Annotated in this window: 14 protein-coding genes; 13 read left to right on the plus strand and 1 reads right to left on the minus strand. The window is 36.7% G+C overall.

Annotated elements, in window-relative coordinates; genetic code table 11:
* Window positions 1-20 precede the first annotated feature (20 nt).
* From BXY64_RS06570 to BXY64_RS06585, 4 genes are all read left to right on the plus strand, one after another.
* Window positions 21-1,424 carry a sugar transferase gene (locus BXY64_RS06570; protein ID WP_120239101.1) on the plus strand — a complete coding sequence of 468 codons (1,404 nt, stop codon included), beginning with the start codon at window positions 21-23 and terminating at the stop codon, window positions 1,422-1,424.
* A 262-nt stretch (window positions 1,425-1,686) separates the two neighbouring features.
* Window positions 1,687-2,478 carry a polysaccharide biosynthesis/export family protein gene (locus tag BXY64_RS06575; protein WP_120239102.1) on the plus strand — a complete coding sequence of 264 codons (792 nt, stop codon included), beginning with the start codon at window positions 1,687-1,689 and terminating at the stop codon, window positions 2,476-2,478.
* Between the two features lie 101 nt (window positions 2,479-2,579).
* On the plus strand, window positions 2,580-4,958 hold the full coding sequence (locus tag BXY64_RS06580; RefSeq protein WP_120239103.1) for a GumC family protein: 2,379 nt from the start codon (window positions 2,580-2,582) through the stop codon (window positions 4,956-4,958).
* A gap of 111 nt (window positions 4,959-5,069) precedes the next feature.
* Window positions 5,070-5,480: a BT0820 family HAD-type phosphatase gene (locus tag BXY64_RS06585; RefSeq protein WP_120239104.1), complete on the plus strand. Its 411-nt coding sequence runs from the start codon at window positions 5,070-5,072 to the stop codon at window positions 5,478-5,480.
* Between the two features lie 71 nt (window positions 5,481-5,551).
* Here the strand turns inward: BXY64_RS06585 and BXY64_RS06590 are convergent, their stop codons facing one another.
* Window positions 5,552-6,865, minus strand: coding sequence for a DEAD/DEAH box helicase (locus BXY64_RS06590; protein ID WP_120239105.1), 1,314 nt, complete (start codon window positions 6,863-6,865; stop codon window positions 5,552-5,554).
* A gap of 201 nt (window positions 6,866-7,066) precedes the next feature.
* Here BXY64_RS06590 and BXY64_RS06595 point away from each other — a divergent pair, with 201 nt between their 5' ends.
* The 9 genes from BXY64_RS06595 (at window position 7,067) to BXY64_RS06635 (ending at window position 19,979) form a co-directional block, all read left to right on the plus strand.
* Complete coding sequence (locus BXY64_RS06595; RefSeq protein WP_120239106.1) at window positions 7,067-7,267, plus strand: hypothetical protein; 201 nt, start codon at window positions 7,067-7,069, stop codon at window positions 7,265-7,267.
* 79 nt (window positions 7,268-7,346) lie between these two features.
* On the plus strand, window positions 7,347-8,792 hold the full coding sequence (locus BXY64_RS06600; RefSeq protein WP_120239107.1) for a site-specific DNA-methyltransferase: 1,446 nt from the start codon (window positions 7,347-7,349) through the stop codon (window positions 8,790-8,792).
* A gap of 219 nt (window positions 8,793-9,011) precedes the next feature.
* A complete protein-coding gene (gene tdh / locus BXY64_RS06605; RefSeq protein ID WP_245996612.1) occupies window positions 9,012-10,043 on the plus strand; it encodes an L-threonine 3-dehydrogenase in 1,032 nt (343 codons plus the stop codon).
* 276 nt (window positions 10,044-10,319) lie between these two features.
* Complete coding sequence (locus BXY64_RS06610; protein WP_120239108.1) at window positions 10,320-10,886, plus strand: sigma-70 family RNA polymerase sigma factor; 567 nt, start codon at window positions 10,320-10,322, stop codon at window positions 10,884-10,886.
* A gap of 70 nt (window positions 10,887-10,956) precedes the next feature.
* A complete protein-coding gene (locus tag BXY64_RS06615) occupies window positions 10,957-12,114 on the plus strand; it encodes a FecR family protein (protein WP_120239109.1) in 1,158 nt (385 codons plus the stop codon).
* Between the two features lie 176 nt (window positions 12,115-12,290).
* Window positions 12,291-15,881 carry a SusC/RagA family TonB-linked outer membrane protein gene (locus tag BXY64_RS06620; RefSeq protein ID WP_120239778.1) on the plus strand — a complete coding sequence of 1,197 codons (3,591 nt, stop codon included), beginning with the start codon at window positions 12,291-12,293 and terminating at the stop codon, window positions 15,879-15,881.
* 12 nt (window positions 15,882-15,893) lie between these two features.
* Window positions 15,894-17,408, plus strand: a complete 1,515-nt coding sequence (locus BXY64_RS06625) for a RagB/SusD family nutrient uptake outer membrane protein (RefSeq protein WP_120239110.1) — start codon at window positions 15,894-15,896, stop codon at window positions 17,406-17,408.
* A gap of 31 nt (window positions 17,409-17,439) precedes the next feature.
* The gene (locus BXY64_RS06630; protein WP_120239111.1) at window positions 17,440-18,483 is read left to right on the plus strand and encodes a substrate import-associated zinc metallohydrolase lipoprotein; all 1,044 of its coding nucleotides are present in this window, start codon (window positions 17,440-17,442) and stop codon (window positions 18,481-18,483) included.
* A 113-nt stretch (window positions 18,484-18,596) separates the two neighbouring features.
* Window positions 18,597-19,979, plus strand: a complete 1,383-nt coding sequence (locus tag BXY64_RS06635; RefSeq protein ID WP_170150591.1) for a DUF4302 domain-containing protein — start codon at window positions 18,597-18,599, stop codon at window positions 19,977-19,979.
* Window positions 19,980-20,743: the final 764 nt, after the last annotated feature.

A 20,743-nucleotide genomic window follows, 5' to 3' on the forward strand; every position in this document is an offset into this window, starting at 1 on the left:
TAACCTTAAATAAACCGAGCATGATTAAAGGAAGAGAAAAAACACTGGCAAGGATAAGCACCATAGTTCAGGTTGCTTTATCCTTAGGCTGCTATTGGTTTGTTGCTTGGGCAACAAACAATTATATGCGGCCAGTTGAAATAGCTGCTCACGATACCAATATTGTTTATTTAATGATTATCGCAATATGGTACACTCTTATTAAAGAATTCAATTTGGGAAAGATGCTAAGGGTAAAAACCTATTCCGAATTGTTTGCCGAATATTTTGCAATGGTATTCATCAGTTCAGGCTTGTTGTATTTGGGAAGCTTGTTTTTAACCGATACTGTTCCGGTATTAATTCTGGCTTTGTTTGCCTGTTTGAATATGGCAGTTTTGTTCAGCTTTAGAATGTTGAGCTATACCATTTTCAAGAAAATTAGAGGAAAGGGATATAATACGCGCAATGTATTGATTGTAGCTGATGATGAATCATACCTGCACTTTATTGATAGAATGTTATTTATTCGTGATTGGGGATATCGTGTTTGGGCAATCATGTCTGATGGGAAGCACATCAAAAACAAATACGATTCGCATGTAAGAGTACTGCATGAGCATTTCCAATTGAATGAGATTATTGATGCCAATGTAGTGGATGAGGTGATTTACTGTAAAGGAAAATTTAATAATGACGAAGTGCGTGCATTAATCTATGCCTGTTCGGAAGTTGGAGTAACTTTTAGGGTATACTCCGAACTTTTAAGTGTGGTTAGTATGCGTTCTCATTTGACTTACTTTAAGGAACTTCCATTTTTGACATTCGCTAACAATACCAAAAATTATTTTGCTCTAAAAGTGAAGGAGATTCTCGATTTTGTATTTTCATTCTTCATTGTTGTATTGATTTCTCCGGTGTTACTAGGCATAGCCATTGCAATTAAAATTGAGGATGGCGGTTCCATCTTTTTCAAACAAGAAAGAGTTGGTTTAAACGGACGATTGTTCAAGTGTTTAAAGTTTAGAACAATGGTTGAGAATGCAGAGGCTCTTAGAGTGAAACTGGAAAATATGAATGAACAATCGGGACCTGTTTTTAAGATTAAAAACGACCCAAGGGTTACTCGTGTTGGAAGGTTTCTGCGCAAAACATCACTGGATGAGCTTCCACAATTCTTTAATGTATTAAAGGGTGAGATGTCGATTGTAGGTCCTCGTCCTCCAATTCCTTCTGAGGTACAGCAGTATCAGCGTTGGCAAAGACGCCGATTGAGTATGAAGCCAGGAATTACCTGTATCTGGCAAGTTTCAGGAAGAAACAACATTCCATTCGATGAGTGGATGAGATTAGACATGATGTACATAGATACCTGGTCGTTAAAGCTTGACTTAATGCTTTTTCTTAGCACCATTAAAGTAGTTCTTACTGGGGATGGACAGTAGGCAGTTATCAGTGAACAGTAAGCAGTAAACAGTTGAAAAAAATGCAGCTACCAAGATTCCCCTTTCAGGGGGGATTTATGGGGGTGTAATTCATTCGAAATATTATCAGTCACAAGAGAGAATTTAAATAAGATCTCCTGTAATTTATTCTCTCAGATCTTTATTGTAAGACACTCTGTCTTACAAGTATGAACAGGTATCTGATTCATAATTTATTCCCGATAACAATCGGAACCTAAAGAAATAAATAAAAACCAAGACCATGAATAAAAAATTAATTACCCTAATGAGCCTTGTTATAGTAATGGGTCTCATTTCCTGTCGATCGAGTAAAGATCTTGTTTATTTGCAAGATGTTGATGCTGAAGTTTTGGCTCCTGAGTTTGTAATGAAGGTGCCTGAATACAAGATTAAAACCAACGATAACCTGTTTGTTAGTATAAAGTCGATGAATCCAGAGATTAGTCAGCTTTACAATCCTGCTCAGGCCATAGGAGGTCAACAAGGAACACAAAACCTTTATAGCCAATTGCCCGATCAGTATTTGAATGGATACCAGGTAGATTCCAATGGTAATATATCTTTGCCAATAATAGGAATCATTGGTGTTGCAGGCTTAACACAAAAAGAAGCTCAGTCAAAAGTTCAAGAACATGCCGATGAGTATTTGAAAGATGCAAGTGTTAAGGTGAAACTTCTGAATTTTAGAGTGACTGTTATGGGAGAAGTTACAACTCCCGGAGTTTATTACAATTATAACAGCAGCTTAAGTATTCTGGAAGCACTAAGTATGGCCAATGGAATTACCGATCACGCCAAAATAAACAGGGTACTGGTAATTAGAACCAACAATCAGGAAAGTAAAACTTACCGATTGGATTTGTCGAGTAAGAATTTTCTAAAATCGGAAGCTTTTTTTATTCAACCCAATGATGTGATTTACGTTGAGCCTCATAAGATTAAAAATACTAACATGAACTCTAATGTATACAGTTTGTTGCTTTCAACAGTATCAACAGCTGTACTGATTACCAGTTTAATAATTTCCAATTAAGATAGAATTGTTATGAAACGAGCCATTAGAAAAATTTCTCACCAGAGGAATGACAAACTTGGCGAGTTCCATATGGCAATTGAAAAATAAATTCAAGACATATGAAATACGTAGATGAAGTAATGGACTATTTCGACAAGAAGGATGGTCCTGACGTAAAAGATTTCCTCTACAGGATTTTATCTAAGTGGAAGATATTTGTAATCTGTGGAGTAATGGGGATATGTATTGCCTATTTGGTGAGTAAATATTCAACCCCTGTTTATATGATGCGAAGTAGTTTGTTGGTGCATGTGGATCCTGATGAGACAAGTGCAAAGCAAATGTTCGAAGGGTATCAACTGCGAGATAAGGCAAACATTCAAAATCATGTGGAAATCTTAAAGTCTTTTACCATAAACCGTAAAGCAATGGAGAATCTGGGCTGGACACAGTCCTGGTACAAGAAAACATGGTTTATGGACAAAGGATTGTATCGAAATGAACCTTTTGATGTCATTCAACACGAAGGGACCAACCTTACTGATGTTCCTATTTTTATCGAACAGGTTGATGGTCATACCTATAAAATAATAGTTGATGGCGAAGCTGAATACAAAGGTGATGAGGTAAAGGTGAAGTTTGAAAAGGAAGGTTTTTTTAATCAGGCCTTTAAGAATAAGTACTTTCATTTTACGATCAAACCTAGGCATAAGAAAATAGATGAGGAAGCGAATCACTACTTTGTATTTAATGATTTGGACAAGCTTACGCTTAAATACATGGAGAGTATGGTAATTACGGTGGCCGAGAAGAAAGCCGAATTGATTCACCTGAGAATAGATGATTCAGAACCTGCTCGAGGAGTTGATTTCCTGAATGAATTGAATTGGGTTTACCTGCAGTTTAGGTTAATAGAGAAAAACAAAAAGTCAGAAAATACTGTTCGATTTATCGATTCACGATTGGAAGGGATTGTGGATTCCTTGCAGTTGGCTGGTCAGAGTTTTACCAATTTCCGTTCTAGAAACAGGATTGTAGACCTAGGACAAGAAGCAGGAGTGGTAGTGGCTAAAATGGAGGAGTTGGAAACCCAACTTTCTCAAGCACAGATCTCATTGGAGTATTATAAAAATTTACTTCGAAATTTGGGTGACGCCAATCAAATGAAGCAAGTAGTTGCTCCTTCGGTTGCAGGAATAACCGATCCAACTTTGGATGCTTTGGTAACAAAGTTGACAGATCTTTATGGAAAGCGTGAGGTGCTTTCCTATAGTGTTCAGGCTAAAAATCCAAGTTTGGTTATTCTAAACAAGGAAATAGATGTGATTCGCCAAAGTTTGGATGAAAACCTAAAATCTATGGTTGCCAATTCTCAAATTGAAGTCGCCAGCTTAAGTGAACGTATGTCGAAGGTGAGAGATCAATTGTCACGAATGCCTAAAAATGAACAGAAGTTTATTAATATGAAGCGCAACTTCGATTTGAATAACGAGTTGTATACATTCTTGCTCAAGAAGAGAGCTGAAGCTGCTATTGCAAAGGCTTCAAATATTTCTGATGCTCAAATTATTGATCCTGCACGATTGGCTACAATTATTAAGATTAAACCGAAACTTGCCATTAACCTGTTAATTGGGATGTTTTTGGGTTTGGGATTTCCTTTTTTGATTATTATTCTACGAGAGTTTTTCAATGATAACATTCAAAGTAGGGAAGAGTTGGTGAAGAAAACACATTTACCCCTTTTGGGAACCATTGCTCATAATCGTTATCCAAATAATCTGCCTGTTTTCCATCAGCCACGATCTGCTATTTCGGAGTCGTTCAGGTCACTTCGAACCAATTTGAACTATGTTCTTCCCGATCAGCCAACAAAAATAATTGGGGTTCATTCAACCATTCCTGCAGAGGGTAAATCATTTGCTACGGTTAATCTTGCCAGTATTGTTGCCATGAACAACAAGAAAGTTCTTTTGATAGGAGCTGATATGAGGAAGCCTAAAGTTGAGCAAATGTTCGATTTAGAGAATAAGGTTGGTTTAAGTACGTATCTAATTCGATACAACAAATGGCAAGAGGTGGTGCAAAATACACACATTAAGAATTTGTATTGCGTGACTTCAGGTCCTGTTCCTCCTAATCCTGCAGAGTTGCTTGAAAATGGACGTTTGGAGATGTTTTTAAATGCGGTAAAAGGTAAGTTTGATTATGTGTTTATCGACAATGCTCCAATATCAATGGTAACTGATGGCTTTATTACTGGAAAGTTGGCAGATGCCAATCTGTTTATACTTCGACAAGGTTTTAGTCATAAAGAACAAATCAATTTTGTGAATCAAATCGCAGAAAGAGGAACGCTAGATAATGTATCCTTGATTCTAAATGATGTAACGTCAAATGGAACATATGGGAATTATACCAATGGGGAAGGATATTATTATGAGGAACCATCGCCAGGGATTGTCCGTAAGCTTTGGGAAAAGGTAAGTAATAATTAAAATAAAAAAAAGGTTCGAAAATTTTCGAACCTTTTTCTTTTGCATAATCTTAGAAAGCTAAGATTAATTCTATAAATTTAAAGGGAGTATTATTCCCTTAATAAGAAATTCATGATTATTGCTGTTGATTTTGATGGAACCATAGTGCAACATAAATACCCTCAAATAGGAGATGAAATTCCTTTTGCAATTGAAAGTTTACTTGAATTGCAAAAAGAAGGACATCAGCTAATTCTTTGGACCTACCGAACAGGCGCTTTACTGTATGAAGCTGTGGATTATTGCGAAAGCAAAGGCTTGGTGTTTTATGCTGTTAATAAGAATTATCCCGAAGAGGAGTTTGATGAAAGTGTAAGTCGTAAAATTTATGCCGATTTGTATATCGACGATAGAAATATTGGGGGCATTCCTGATTGGGGAAATATCTACAACATGATTTCGACAAAAGAAGAGGTATACCCACCAGAGAAAAAATCAGGTAGTTCGTTTACCCGATTTCTTGATAATTTATTTGGAGAGTAGTGGATCAATCATTGTCTAATGGCTTAAACCTTTAAACTATAATTGATAACTACTCACTGGTAACTGTAAAGTTATTTTGAAACTTGAATCTTAATTTTCTTCTTCTTTACTCTTTCGTTCTTCAATTTATTGGCAAGCTTATTTCCTAAACCTCTTTTTACAGCTACGAAAGAAGTATGATCCAGCACATCAATTTTTCCAAGTTCGTCTTTTTGTAAGTTTCCTTTTTTAAAGAAGAATCCAACCAAGTCTACTTTATTAATTTTCTCCTTCTTACCTAAACCAATATAAAGGGTTTCCCAAATGGGAGCGATGGGGATTTGCACTTCACTTTTAAGAGAGAAAAACGGAATGTCATCAGAAATAAATTCAGGAACTTTTTCTTCTTCGGCCAATACAATAAATGAATTGCCTTTTGCATGCATTCTGGCTGTTCTACCATTTCTGTGAATAAATGCTTCCTCTACTTTTGGCAATTGGTAATGAATTACATTTTGAATTTCAGGAATGTCCAAGCCTCTTGATGCCAAATCGGTAGTAATTAACAAATGGTTGCTACCATTGCGGAACTTGATTAAAGCACGTTCCCTGTCTGCTTGCTCCAGTCCTCCATGAAATATATCGCAGCTGATATTTTGTTCCTTTAACAAATCAGCAATTCGTTCAACTGCATCTCTGTGATTGCAGAAAACCAAGCCAGGTTGATCTCCAACAGTACAGATTAACCTGTACAAAGCATCCAATTTGTCTTTGTCATCAGCTATCACCTTACGCTGTGTTAAGGCAATGGCCTTTTGTTTTGGCAGAAAATTAATTTCCTTAGGAGAGTTCATTCGCGCAAACTCTGGAATTTCAATTCCCTGTGTAGCCGATGTAAGAACTTTCTTTACATTTCGAGGTAATGATTTAATTACTTCATTCATTTCTTTTTGAAATCCCAATTCAAGAGCTTTATCGAACTCATCAAGAATTAGAAATTTAATTCCTGAAGTATCAAAATTCTCTCTACGAATGTGATCGGCAACTCTACCAGGGGTTCCTATTAATACAGAAGGTGGATTTTGCAAATTGTTCTTTTCAGTTCGCATAGAGTGGCCACCGTAGCAGCAATTCACCTTATAGGAAGTTCCCATATCTTTAAAAACAGATTCAATTTGCAGAGATAACTCTCGAGCAGGTGAAAGAACAAGTGCCTGAACTCCCGTTTGATCGGAATTTAGATCTTTCAGCATTGGCAAAAGAAATGCTAGTGTTTTTCCGGAACCTGTAGGAGATAATAGAACTAAATCATTCGATTTAACCCACGATTTGGCACAAACATTTTGCATCTCATTCAGTTGCTGAATGCCCAGCTTTTTTAAAATATCCTCAGTTTTTATTTGCATGGCGCAAAGGTAATAACAATTGGCAGTAAACAATGATCAAAGAAGAGTTATCAGCTTTAAGTATAAAGGATAAAGTTGCGCAGCGTGAGGAAATTTAAAATTTTGCCTGTAACAATTTAATCAGTTTTAATTAACCTATGTGAAACATCTCATGGAAATGCCTTTCGTAGATTAGCATTAACGAAACTATAATCTAAAATCATGGAAGCATATAAAGAAGGAATGTATAGAATTGAGGTAATTAATCTTGAAGGAGATGTTGTTTACTTGAGTCTTGACTCGCAAAATCGATATTGTGAAGAATCTTTACCAGGAAATTTACCTGAAGATGCTTACACAGTAAGAATTACTGGCAATGATGATTATTTATTTGATAAGTTGTTGTTGGCTGAAGAGTGCTAGGTTTCGATACAATCAAATTTTTTTACCAATGGGAAATGTGTTAGGTTTGCGTTACAGATTATCGCTTACCTAAAACATCATGACCAATAATTCATCACTTTTAAGTTCATATAAAAAGCAAAAGCAATTAAGAGAATTGAAGGCAATTTTGCCAGAGATCTTTGAAGGAGAAGTGCTCGATATTCAGAAATTGAAAGCTTTTGTTGGTGAAGATGCTTTTGTTGATCATGCAAACTATGAACTTTCATGGTACGATAAAAAGTTAGCTTTTGATTCTGCCAAAGCAAATTGTGATGCAGAGCTTGTTTTGGTAAAAGATAAATCGATTTTACCTAAAAAATCGAAGAACCTGTTTATTGAAGGAGATAACCTGGATGCTCTCAAACTTCTTAGGAAGGATTACCAAGAGAAAATAAAATTGATATACATCGATCCTCCTTACAATACGGGTAAAAACTTTGCATTTAGCGATAATTACCATTTGGCAGCAGATGATTATCTTGAATACCTGAACCAATTTAATATTGGTAGGGTTGATGAACTTACCCAACACAGAATTGAAAGTGGAGAAATTCATACCCAATGGTTGAATATGATTTTACCTCGTTTGATACTAACCAAAGATCTTTTAACTGATGATGGAGCCGTGGTAATCTCGATAGATGAATCGGAGAAAAATAATTTACAGTTGATTTGTAATGAGGTGTATGGGGAAGAGAATTTTATTGCTTGCTTTATTTGGGAGAACCGTAGCATTAGCAATGATTCGGTGAACTTATTCTCAACAATTCATGAGTACATTCTTGTTTATGCCAAGGATAAATCAAAGCTAAAGTTTAAGGGAGAAGAAAAGGATTTTTCGAATTATTCCAATCCTGATTGTGATGTAAATGGAGAATGGATTCCCGATAATCCAACTGCAGCAAGTGGCAATGAAAACTCAAGATTTCAGATTGTAAATCCCATTACCAATGAAGAATATTTGCCACCAAATGGCAGATATTGGGCTTTTTCTAAAGCAAGAGTTGAAGAGTGGACGAAATCAGGAAAAATGGTATTTCCAAAAGAAAAAGGGAAGCGATTTTTATTGAAGAAATATCGCAATGAATTGAGAAGTGAGAAAAAACCACTTTCATCAATCATCACTGGTATTCCGGGCTTAAAGGGAACAAAGGAGTTGAAAGAGTTGTACCCTGAAGAAATACCATTTAAACATCCAAAACCTACGGACTTGTTAATATTTCTTTTCGATCAGCTGTCGGGTAAGGAAGATATTGTGTTGGATATTTTTGCAGGCTCGGCTAGCACTGCTCATGCCGTTTACAAAATGAATCAATCACAGGATTCAAATCGAAAGTTTATCTGTATTCAAAAGCATGAAAAGCTTGCGGTGAATTCTGCAGGTTACAAAATGGGATTTTCTTCAATTAGTGATATTGCAATCGACAGAATTGGAAGAGCAGGAAAATTGCAGTCTGTGAATAATTCTGGTGTAAATTATTTAAAAATTGAATATTCAAAGTAAATATTACTGGAATATTAAAACTTTATCCGCAATTTCGACTAATTCTTAAGCTGCAATTCAGAACATTCAGTTTTATTTACTTAATAGGTAATACAAGGCTTGAATTTAAGGTCAAGTTTTTTTACTTTGTGTGAGGCTTTTTTGCAGATGTCGATTAATTAAATCTGTAGAAAAGAACAGTTTAGATTTTCAACAAAAACAACAAACACATACATCATCATGGCTAAAATGAAAGCTCTTGTAAAATCCAAGCCAGAAAAAGGTCTTTGGATGGAAGAAGTAGATATTCCTGAAATAGGAGTAAACGACGTTCTTGTAAAAATTAAGAAAACTGCAATTTGTGGTACCGATTTACACATTTATAAGTGGGATGAATGGTCACAAAATACCATCAAACCAGGAATGATTATTGGTCACGAATATGTTGGTGAAGTTGCACAAATTGGAGCAGGTGTTACTGGTTTCGAAATTGGCGATCGTGTAACAGGTGAAGGTCATATTGCTTGTGGACACTGTCGTAACTGTAGAAGAGGTCGTAAGCATGTTTGTGAAAATACAGTAGGTATTGGTGTAAATATCGATGGTATTTTTGCTGAGTATGCTGCTATTCCAGCATCGAATTTGATGAAAATGAGCGACAAAATTCCTGATGAGATGTTGGCCATTATGGATCCATTTGGAAATGCTACTCACACAGCTCTTTCATTCTCTTTAATTGGTGAAGATGTATTGGTAACTGGTGCTGGATTAATTGGTAGCATGTGTGTTGCAGTAGCAAAATTTGCAGGTGCACGATATGTTGTTGCTACGGAAACTAATCCTTTCAGAATTGAGTTGGCTAAGAAAATGGGTGCTGATCGCGTAATCAATCCAATGGAAGAAAGTTTGGATGATGTAATCAAGGATCTTGGTATGATTGGTTTCGATATAGGTTTGGAATGTTCTGGTGCTCCAGCTGCTTTCAACGATATGGTTGGACACATGTACAACTCAGGAAAGATTTCATTATTAGGAATTCTACCATCACAAACTACTGTGAACTGGACTGATATCATCTTCAAGAGTCTTCAGTTGAAAGGAATTTATGGTCGTGAAATGTACGAAACATGGTACCAAATGGAACAAATGCTAATGAGTGGTTTAGATCTTTCACCTATGATTACCCACCGCTTTAAAGCTGATGAATTCCAGAAGGGTTTCGAAATTATGGAAAAAGGAGATTGCGGAAAAGTAATCCTGGATTGGGAATAAAATTGGTGTTACCATCAAATGATATAGAGAAGCTCGGTTTTATACCGGGCTTTTTTTATGCATCCAAGTTTAGCTGTCAAACTGTTGTAAAGTCAAAAAAAACTGGAGAAGTCGAATGGTGAAAAATACCATGTTTGAGATGGAAAGAGCAAACTATTTGCAATCTTACTGGATTTATTGGGTGTATTACTTTGCAATTAAGCTTTCAGTACATAGCTGTGTAGAGAGTTTGCAGAAACCAAAAAAAATTACAAGCTTTGAGCACCTAATTTAACCATGAGAACCACCGATAAGTACATATGCGAATTGTTATCTGCTGATAATAAGCAGGGAATGAATCTACTCTTTAAAAAGTATTTCGAACCTTTAGTGATTTGGGCAGATACTTTTTTAAACGATATGGATCAATCTCAAGATTTGGTGCAGGAACTTTTTGTTGGCATATGGAGGAAAAAAACTTACCGAAATTGGAATCCTGATAAACTAACTTCCTATTTGCATGTTGCCGTTAAGAATTCGTGTTACAATAAGCTTGAAAAAATAGATGTGCTTAAAGACACAACTGATATTGATAGTTTCGATAAAATCTACGACGAATTTGAATCCAATAAAGAGGAAATTGTAGCCAAAATTCTAGAAGAAGTTGAAAAATTACCAGAACGTGGGAGAGAAGTAGTCAAGTGTATTTACTTGAGAGGTATGAAATACCAAGAAGTTGCTGATGAGTTAAATATTTCACTTCAAACGGTAAAAACCCATTTGGTTAGATCTCTTAAAATACTAAGAACCAGTTCTGAGAAATTGGGTGATTTCTTTCTTCTTTACTTTTTTTCAAAAAAATAGAAATTCTTGTCAACCGTTTTTCGTTTTTTCCTGTACTTGTAGTGAAAGTGCACTAGTAAGAAAAAGAAAAATGGATATTAACGATCAAAAATACCAGGAAATTGTAGATTACATTTCAGGAGGACTCAATGAGGAAGGTAGGAAATCTATGGAGGCATGGATCAATTCTTCTGACGAGAATCAAAAGATCTACGAAAAGATTCTGAAAAAATCTTTGTTTGTGCGTTGGAGTTTAAAATCCAATCAGATTGACACGAAAAAAGAATTGAAGAAATTCGAGAATCGACTTAATTCTCGTGTTCGTTACATGGGTTGGATAGCAGCTGCGGCCAGTGTTATTGTGATATTGAGTCTCTCAGTTCCTTATTTATGGAATCAGTATCAGGAAAATCAAGAATTGATTTCAGCAAATCAAACCATTCAGCCAGGAAAGAAAGGAGCTCAACTGATTTTGTCAACAGGAAAACAGGTAGCTGTTGAAGATCATCACCAAAAGATAAAAGAAAAAGATGGTTCATTCATTCAGTTGGATTCGAAAACTGGCCTGGAATATTCTAAAGGTGAAACAAGCTCAAATAAATTAATTTACAATACACTAAAAACTGCTCGGGGAAACGAGTTTAGCATGCAATTGGCCGATGGAACCAGAGTGTGGCTGAATGCAGATTCAGAGTTGCGTTACCCGGTTCAGTTTACAGGAAAGAATCGAAAAGTATATTTAAAAGGCGAAGCTTATTTCGATGTGGTTCATGATAAAGACAAAGCTTTTATTGTGAATTCTTATAATCAGGAGGTCAAAGTATATGGTACGGAATTTTGTATCAATGCCTACAGTCAGGAAGAGATCAAAACTGTTTTGGTAGAAGGTTCAGTTGGGGTAAGAGCTAGTCCTAAAAGTGCTGAAGAAAAACTGAAGCCAGGAGAATTGAGCTTGGCAGACATGCAATTGGGAACAATCGAAATTCAAAAAGTGAATGTTCGACCATACATTGCCTGGAAGGATGGCGATTTTGTTTTTGAGAACGAATCACTGGAAAATATCATGTTGCGTTTGGAACGCTGGTACAACGTGAAGGTGTTTTACATGAATGAAAAATGCAAGGATTTCCGGTTTTCGGGTGATATGGAAAGATATGCTGATGTGAGTAGTTTGTTGTACTTTATACAGGAAACCTCAAATGTGAAATTTGAAATTAACAAAAATACCATTGTAGTAATGGCTAAATAATTAATTCTAAATAAAAAACGGAAAGATTTGCAGATCCTTCCGTTTTGAAATCAATAATCGAATAGATACTTGGCGGTTTCTATTCAAATTTTAACTCATTTCATTACAAAATTATGAAAAAAAACAATTTGTTTGCACATTTCCATCAAAGGAAATGGCTTAAAATCCTCGTGGAAATGAAAATAACTATTCTATTAGTACTATTAATTTCATTTGGAGCCTCTGCAAGTATTTATTCTCAAAACCAAAGAGTAAGTATGCAGTTTGAAGATGCTACCATATTAGAAGTACTAAATGAAATTAAAACTCAAACTGGTTTACGTTTTATCTTTAACGAAGATAAAATTGAAGGATTGCAAGCCATTGATTTAGACGTAGGAAATATTACTGTTGAGGAAGTTTTGAGTGAGGTCTTTGAAGAAACAGATTTGGAATGTAAATTTCAAGATGATGTGATCATGATTGTGGAAAGAGCTCCAGAACCTGTGATTCAAGATCAACAGCAGCAAAAAGAAATAAAAGGAACCGTAACCGATGATAAGGGCTTACCTCTTCCAGGAGTATCTGTAGTTATAAAGGGTTCAAATACAGGTGTATCTACCGATTTTGATGGAAACTTTTCATTGGAACTTCCTGATGGAGAGGTGACATTGGTGTTTTCTTTTATTGGAATGCAGCCTCAGGAAGTACTTGTTACCAATCAGACAGAACTAAACATTACTTTAACTGCCTCAACAGAACAGTTGGCTGAGGTTGTGGTTACAACGGGTTACCAGAAAATCGACCGAAAATTGTTTACAGGCTCTGCAACGGTCTTGAAAGCTGAAGAAGCAAAAGTAGCCGGTGTTGCAGATGTTGGACGTATGTTGGAAGGTAAAGTAGCAGGGGTTTCTGTGCAGAATGTATCGGGAACTTTTGGAGCGGCACCTAAAATTCGAGTGCGTGGAGCTTCCTCTATTTATGGTGATACCAAACCACTTTGGGTAGTTGATGGAGTGGTATTGGAAGATGTTGTTGACATCTCGCCAGATCAATTGTCTTCAGGTGATGCTGCAACTCTTATCTCTTCATCTGTAGCTGGTATCAATGCTGATGATATCGAAAGCTTTCAGATTTTGAAAGATGCATCAGCAACTGCATTGTATGGTGCCCGCGCCATGAACGGTGTAATTGTAATTACTACCAAGAAAGGGCGTGCAGGTAAGAATTCTATCAGGGTGACCTCTGAATTCACCATGAAAATGAAGCCTAACTATGCCAATTACGATATTCTGAACTCACAGGATCAGATGGAGATGTTTCTTGAAATGGAAGAAAATGGGTGGTTGAGTTATGCGGATGTAATGCGATCAAAAGATGCTGGTGTTTTTCACAAAATGTACAGTTTAATTGAATCTTATGAGAATGGTAAATACGGTCTAGAGCATACTGATGAAGCGAAAGCAGGATTTTTACGCAGATATGAAAGAGCCAATACCGACTGGTTTGATGTATTGTTTAGAAACTCATTGCAACAAAATCACTCTGTTTCTTTTTCAGGAGGATCGGAAACATCCAAGTTTTATGTGTCAACTTCATGGTTGAATGATGAAGGATGGACCATTGCCGATAGAGTTGACCGTTACACTGTGAATATGAGAGGTGATTTCGACGTGACAGATAAACTTACGGTAGGAGTTCAAACAAAAGGTTCTATTCGTGAACAAAAAACACCTGGAACGTTCAATCGAAGTAACGATGTTGTAAGTGGAAATTATTCCCGTGAGTTCGATATCAACCCATTCTCTTATGCATTGAATACTACCAGAACCATCACTCCTTACGATGAGAATGGAAACCTGGAGTATGTAAGAATGAATTATGCTCCTTTCAATATTTTGGAGGAGTACAAGAATAACTACATAAATCTGGATGTTTTAGATTTATCTATTCAGGCTGATTTGGGTTACAAATTCAACAAGCATTTAGAGTATAAGTTTACAGGGTCCATGCGTTACGTGAAATCTTCAAATGAGCACATTATTAAAGAGGGCTCAAATGTGGTTTCAGCTTATAATGCTGGTATAGATGATCCTGTAATTTCAGATGCCAATAAGTATCTTTGGAGAGATATTACTTATCCAAACTCAAGAAAGATTTCTGTTCTACCTAACGGTGGCTTCTACAACAAGGAGTCAAATACAATGAAGAATTTCTACATTAGAAACATGTTGAACTTCAACAAAACATACAATGAGATTCACTCTGTAAATGTAATGTTGGGACAGGAATTGAAGTATGTAGATCGACAAAGTGATTACTTCAACGGATATGGTTACCAGTACAATAGAGGAGGAACGGTATTTACAGATCCTAACATCATCAAGTCTACCAATGAATCAGGATTCTCATACTTTGGAATGCAGGAGTTCAGAGATCGATTTGTGGCAGCATTTGCCAATTTCGCGTATTCATACAAAGGAAAATATACCTTTAACGGTACTGCCCGTGTTGATGGTTCGAACCAATTGGGGCAATCCAAAAGTGCAAGATACTTACCGACTTGGAACTTGTCGGGGAAATGGAATGCAAAGGAAGAGGCTTTCTTATACGATGTGGAGTGGTTATCTAACTTATCTTTCAGAGGTACTTATGGATTGACAGCTTCTATGGGACCTGCAAACAATGCTTCTATTGTTTATAGAAATGCCATTACTACAACTCCATATGATTCTGAAAAGCAAAATGCGATGTTTGCAGCTTCGCTGGAAAACTCTGAATTAACTTGGGAAAAGCAGTATGAAACCAATGTTGGTTTCGATATGAGCTTGTTCAACAGAATTTCATTAAGTGTAGATGCTTACCAAAGAAAAGGTTTTGACCTGATTGCATTTGTGAGAACATCAGGTGTTGGTGGTGAAGGTTGGAAGTTTGCCAACTACGCCGATATGACCTCCAAAGGGATTGAGTTTAGCTTGGGAACAAGAAATGTTGTGGGTGATGATTTCAATTGGACATCCAACCTAACCTTTGCTTTCAACAAGAATGAAATCACCAACTTGAAAAACAGACCTATCGTGTATGATTTGGTAAAAGCTGAAGGTGGTGCCTTGCAGGGAGGTCCGGTTCGCGGCTTGTATTCTATCCCATTTGCTGGATTGAATGAATATGGTTTACCAACATTCTACGATGAAAATGGAAATATCACTACTCAGGTGTATTTTCAGGATAACGCTATCAGTCATTTGAAGTACGAAGGTTCTATCGATCCTAAAGTTACAGGAGGATTCTCAAATATTTTTGAGTACAAGAATTGGAAATTGAATGTATTCTGCAGCTACCAGTTTGGAAATAAGATCCGTTTGTATCCATCATTCCATGCTTCCTACAGCGATATGGATGCCATTACAAAAGATATGAAAAACAGATGGCTGATGCCAGGAGACGAAGAATATACAAATATCCCGGTTATCGCCAGTAAAGAGCTCTACGATAAGTATGGTTATGAGTTGGAATCTACCTACAATGCTTATAACTATTCTGACCAACGAGTGGCAAAAGGTGATTTCATCCGCTTGAAGGAAGTTTCTCTGGAATACAGAATTCCTAAAAAATTCTTAAGCAAATTAGGATTATCAAGTGCTTCATTAAAAGCGCAGGGAACGAACTTGTGGTTAATGTATTCCGATAAAGCTTTGAACGGACAGGATCCGGAATTTTTCGGAACAGGAGGGGTTGCTCTTCCGGTGCCTAAACAATATACATTCTCGCTTAAATTAGGATTCTAAAAATTGAAACAGATGAACAAGAAAATATTATATATACTGACATTCATTATGACACTTGGGTGCGTGTCGTGTGATGAATACCTGGATACCACACCGGACAACAGAACAGTGTTGGATTCGGAATTGAAAGTGAAAGAGTTGTTGACCGCAGCTTATCCTGAAGCTACCTATGGAATGTTTTGTTTCTCTATGTCGGATAATGCTGATGACAAGGGACCTGGTCATTTCACACAGATCAATAATCAACAGGGGTATTTTTGGGAAGAATTTACCGATAATGGACAGGATTCTCCGGCATATTATTGGGATGCATGTTACAATGCGATTTCACATGCCAACCAGGCCTTGGAGTTCATCGAAAAGCAGCGCGTTGCTGGTGAGATCCCTGAATCATACCTGCCATACTATGGTGAAGCTTTGATGGTTAGAGCCTATTGTCATTTTATGTTGGTGAACCTTTGGGGAAAGCCTTACAATTCTACTACTGCAGCAAGTGACCTGGGAGTTCCTTATGTAACCGAGGTGGAAGATGTTGTATTCAAGGATTACAAAAGAGAAACAGTTGCTAAAGTGTATGAGTTGATTGAAAAGGATATTGAAGAAGGAATACAGTATGTACAAGATGAAGCATATGAAGTTCCAAAATATCATTTAAACAGAGCAGCGGCCAATACATTTGCATCGCGATTTTATTTGTACAAAGGAGAGTGGCAAAAAGTAGTGGATTATTCAACTGCAGCATTAGGGAGCAATCCGTCATCTTACCTAAGAGATCTTTCGGGTAAGTATGCAGCTATGGGCTTGAATGAACAAGTAGCTGAATATTCTAAGGCAAGTGAGCCGGCAAATTTCATGCTAACCAGTAATGTGACTTATTGGTTTCACTATTTCCATGCTACATCGCAGTATGCTTATACTCCTTATATCAAAGCAAACTTATTTTCTAATAATTTTCTGATAAATTCAGATTGGGATTGGGCTCAGTCATCTGCCAGTTTTGGAGAAGGTGATGATCTGATTGTGAAATGGGGTTTCTTCTTCAAAAGGCTGGATGTCAACTCAGATATTGGCTACTACTATGCAATGACTCCAAAGATTGTTGCTGAAGAAGCCTTGTTTAACCGCATTGAGGCCAATGTGATGCTGAAAAAGTATGGTGAGGCAGAACAGGATCTGGACTTGTACTTTGAGAAACGTATCAAATGGTATTCCGATACCCATAAAGTGACTGAAGAGAAAATCAATGATGCATACTTGAATGATTCACATGCTGCATCTCCGCTTAACCCATGGTATGGATTTGAGGAAGAGAAGCAAAGAACTTACATGAACTGTGTGCTTGATACCCGAAGAAGAGAGTTCTACTATAATGGTTTAAGATGGTTCGATATTCGCCGTTTTAACCTGAAGGTAGAGCACAATGTTAAGGATGGAACACCTGTAATTCTTGAGGCAGATGATGCAAGAAAGGTATTACAAATTCCTATTCCGGCACAGCAATATGGTTTGCAGCCAAATGCAAGGTAATTTTTTGGTGAATGAAATAATCTAAATAGACATGAAGAAAATATATATATTACTACTAATGTCAACAGTCTTGTTCTCTTTCTTTTCGTGCGATAAGGAGGATGAATTGAGTGAAGAGTCAGTAGTAGCTTATGACGAAGCACTGCAGAATGAACTGGATGTGTGGATTTACGAGAACCTTACAAAAACATACAATGTGAAGGTGAAGTACAAATGGGATGATTCCGAAGTATTTAACGATTTCCACGTGGTTCCTCCTACAATGGAGAAGGCCAAAGAATTTTTGGAAGCATACTTGAACCTTTGGATCAAAACCTATGAAGAAGAATCAAAAGTAGGTGGAAATCCGGATTTCATGTATAAGTTTATGCCTAAGTTGTTAGTACTTATAGGAAGTCCCCAGTATAATGCCGATGGAACCACGACACTTGGATTGGCAGAAGGTGGAAAAAAAGTAACCATCTTTAATGTGAACAAATTTGCAGAGGTGGATTTATTTGGGGGCGAGACTCCTGAACAAATTCTGGATATGAAAAGAACAGCTGTTGTAAAATCATTCCATACACTGCACCACGAGTTTGGTCACATATTGCATCAAACCAAATTTTATCCTGATGAATTTAAGGAAATCAGCAAAGGGAAGTATACCGGGAACTGGATGGATATTAACAATGATGATGCCAAAAAGCATGGATTTATTACCGCTTATTCGATGTCTGAAGAAAATGAGGATTGGGTAGAAATTGCAGCTTCAATGCTCTCTTTAGCGAGTCATACCAATGAACCTTACCTGTATCATGATTTGGCAGTTAAAGATGCCGATGGAAATTTAACGAGTCAGGATGCTGACATGTATCTTTCTGATTGGAATTATGAACTCCATTTTTGGGGATGGGAATTAGATTTTGACCAATCACCTGTTAGATGGAAAGTGACTCCGGAAACATTGGAAAATTGGCATAAGTTCCATACCAAAGTAGACATGGTAACTACCTATTACAAAGAAAAGTGGGGTATCGATATGTATGAAATGCAGAAAAGAATCGATACTGCGGTTGCTGAATTGTATAACTAATTGAAAGATATGGAACGAGCTATGGTATACTTCTTTTTCAGAGAAGCCCTGATAGCATTTCGGGGGTAATCATGGCGGATTTCATACGATCAATGGAAATTAAATTTAAACGTATGAACAAGATATTATATTTATTATTGGTTTTGTGTGTCTTTTCTTCCTGCGACCAGGATTTTGAGGAGGTGTTCGACAAAAACCCAACGGAAAGAAAAAATGAAGCGAAAGCTGAATTGACAAATGTACTGGCTAATGCTGAACATGGTTGGAAAACCATTTTGGTAGTGGGAGATAAAGTGAAAGCTGGTGATTTTTTCCTTTTTGATTTTGTTCCGGTAGAAGGACAAAATAATGGGGAGGTTACGGTAGCCAATCCATTTGATTCAAGCACATCGGAATTTGAGATCCGTAGCGAAAATGGTACAGTACTCAGCTTTAATTCATGGAATGAGGTCTTTTATTGGTTGGTAACACCTAATGGCTGGGAGCCAGGCGGAGTTGGTAGCGATTTGGAGTTTGTTTATGTGAAGGAAGAAAATGGCAAGCTATTCTTTAGAGGTAAGGCAAAAGACATTGAAATGGTTCTTGAGCCAGCAACAGCTGAAGATTGGGATACTACAGCTATTCAGGAGCAATTTGCGAATTTTAGAGCTAGATTCAATACAAACTTTACAGGGATCCGTTTAACCAAAGGAATGGGTGCTACTGAAGAGACTCCTTTTGTATCAGTATTTTTCGATGCTTTTATTTCAAATTCATCACTTGGATTTCCTGAAAAAAAGGATTTCTTCTACGGGATTAAGTACTGGACTGGAGAGAAACGACATGAAACTGCTGAGGCAAGCTTTGTTTTTACCAAGGATGGTATCGTGCTGGCAAATCCATTAGTTATTGAGGGAGATACCCTTAGTAAATTAACCTATAATGCTGATCTTGATACCTGGGAAGTAGCAGATGAAGGTCTTGAAGGGGAAGTGGTAAGTTCCGATCTTCCAATTCATTCTCATCCTAATGCAACAGATTATTTGTTCGAGGTTTTGAAAACCACTTATAACAAATCATGGTATTTTAGTCCCTGGTCAGATAGTTGGTCTGGTAAATTTACTGAAATCCTAGGCCCGATTTACGATGGACCGGTGGTAAACTATGTTCAGCTTGGGGCGGAATATACTTCTCCTGAAGGTGAAGTGTATGGTCCTGGGATCTTATTGAAAGGATCGGTATGGGGTACTTCTGCATACCTTCCGGTGGAAGTTATTAAGAATGGAGAGAGTGAGTTTCGATTGGAATGGACCGGTGAAATCATCTCTGATATTGAAGGAGTGGAAGATTTTATTAATACGGATGCCAATATGAAACAAATATTGGAAATGCTTTTCAATGAGACAGGATGGAGTCTTGCCCTGGATATTTTTGAATATCCTGATGGAAGTAAAATCTACGATTACGAAATGTACTACATGCCCGATCCATCATACAGATTCTATGCATCGTTCTAGCAAATTATAAACTACAATTGTTTACACAATAAACACTAAAGAGTGCCTCTCCAGCTTGGTCTGGAGAGGATTTCAGATTCTTTTATTACTAATTTTTCCATATCCTAAAGATTTTTCCTTCTTATTTATAAATCATGAGCAAAGATTTTCTTAAAATCTAGTAGTTATTAGGGAAAGTTATAAATGGTAATAAACTTCTTGAAAAATAGTATTTCACTTAAAAAGTGCTTGGAATAAAAATTACATCTAAATGGAAATGCTATGTCCCAAATGATTCCGGATTTTTTTATCAGAAGTTAATGTGTTTTGGTAAGACGATTGTATCCAAGAAAATATAAAGACAGTGTGAAATTGCATTTTTAATGTAATTGATTTTATCCCTGTTTTGTAAAACTATGACTAGTTAGTGAGTTGAGAGTTTTCTGGTTGTTATTTTCCCACTATACCGGAAGACTCTCTTTTTTAAGAAATATTTAGCCGAATACCATTGGTATATACCGGCACCAAGAGAGAAAGGATTTAGAAGTGTGTTTGGATAAAATATTAAGAGTTGATTAGTTTATGATTGTTGAGGAGTGGGCATAGTAGCTATTGCCTGCTCCAATCATAAATTATAAACGATTGGGTTCAGAAATACATTCCCTTTTGGGTAAAGGATGTATTTCATTTGATTAGTTAGAGGAGCAAGCTGTTATGGCTTGCTCTTTTTATTTTTGCCTTTTTAAACTCCACTTTTAGTGATCTGTTAAGTCTTTAGGCAGCTT

It is taken from the genome of Marinifilum flexuosum (genome assembly GCF_003610555.1).
GTDB lineage: Bacteria > Bacteroidota > Bacteroidia > Bacteroidales > Marinifilaceae > Marinifilum > Marinifilum flexuosum.

What these genes read in the sequence shown, in the direction of transcription:
- BXY64_RS06615 (WP_120239109.1), top strand. Translation starts at nt 10,957, where the DNA reads ATGGATATTAACGATCAAAAATACCAGGAAATTGTAGATTACATTTCA.
- BXY64_RS06575 (WP_120239102.1), top strand. Translation starts at nt 1,687, where the DNA reads ATGAATAAAAAATTAATTACCCTAATGAGCCTTGTTATAGTAATGGGT.
- BXY64_RS06600 (WP_120239107.1), top strand. Translation starts at nt 7,347, where the DNA reads ATGACCAATAATTCATCACTTTTAAGTTCATATAAAAAGCAAAAGCAA.
- BXY64_RS06590 (WP_120239105.1), bottom strand. Translation starts at nt 6,865, where the DNA reads ATGCAAATAAAAACTGAGGATATTTTAAAAAAGCTGGGCATTCAGCAA.
- BXY64_RS06570 (WP_120239101.1), top strand. Translation starts at nt 21, where the DNA reads ATGATTAAAGGAAGAGAAAAAACACTGGCAAGGATAAGCACCATAGTT.
- BXY64_RS06585 (WP_120239104.1), top strand. Translation starts at nt 5,070, where the DNA reads ATGATTATTGCTGTTGATTTTGATGGAACCATAGTGCAACATAAATAC.
- BXY64_RS06580 (WP_120239103.1), top strand. Translation starts at nt 2,580, where the DNA reads ATGAAATACGTAGATGAAGTAATGGACTATTTCGACAAGAAGGATGGT.
- BXY64_RS06625 (WP_120239110.1), top strand. Translation starts at nt 15,894, where the DNA reads ATGAACAAGAAAATATTATATATACTGACATTCATTATGACACTTGGG.
- BXY64_RS06620 (WP_120239778.1), top strand. Translation starts at nt 12,291, where the DNA reads ATGAAAATAACTATTCTATTAGTACTATTAATTTCATTTGGAGCCTCT.
- BXY64_RS06635 (WP_170150591.1), top strand. Translation starts at nt 18,597, where the DNA reads ATGAACAAGATATTATATTTATTATTGGTTTTGTGTGTCTTTTCTTCC.
- BXY64_RS06610 (WP_120239108.1), top strand. Translation starts at nt 10,320, where the DNA reads ATGAGAACCACCGATAAGTACATATGCGAATTGTTATCTGCTGATAAT.
- tdh (WP_245996612.1), top strand. Translation starts at nt 9,012, where the DNA reads ATGGCTAAAATGAAAGCTCTTGTAAAATCCAAGCCAGAAAAAGGTCTT.
- BXY64_RS06630 (WP_120239111.1), top strand. Translation starts at nt 17,440, where the DNA reads ATGAAGAAAATATATATATTACTACTAATGTCAACAGTCTTGTTCTCT.
- BXY64_RS06595 (WP_120239106.1), top strand. Translation starts at nt 7,067, where the DNA reads ATGGAAGCATATAAAGAAGGAATGTATAGAATTGAGGTAATTAATCTT.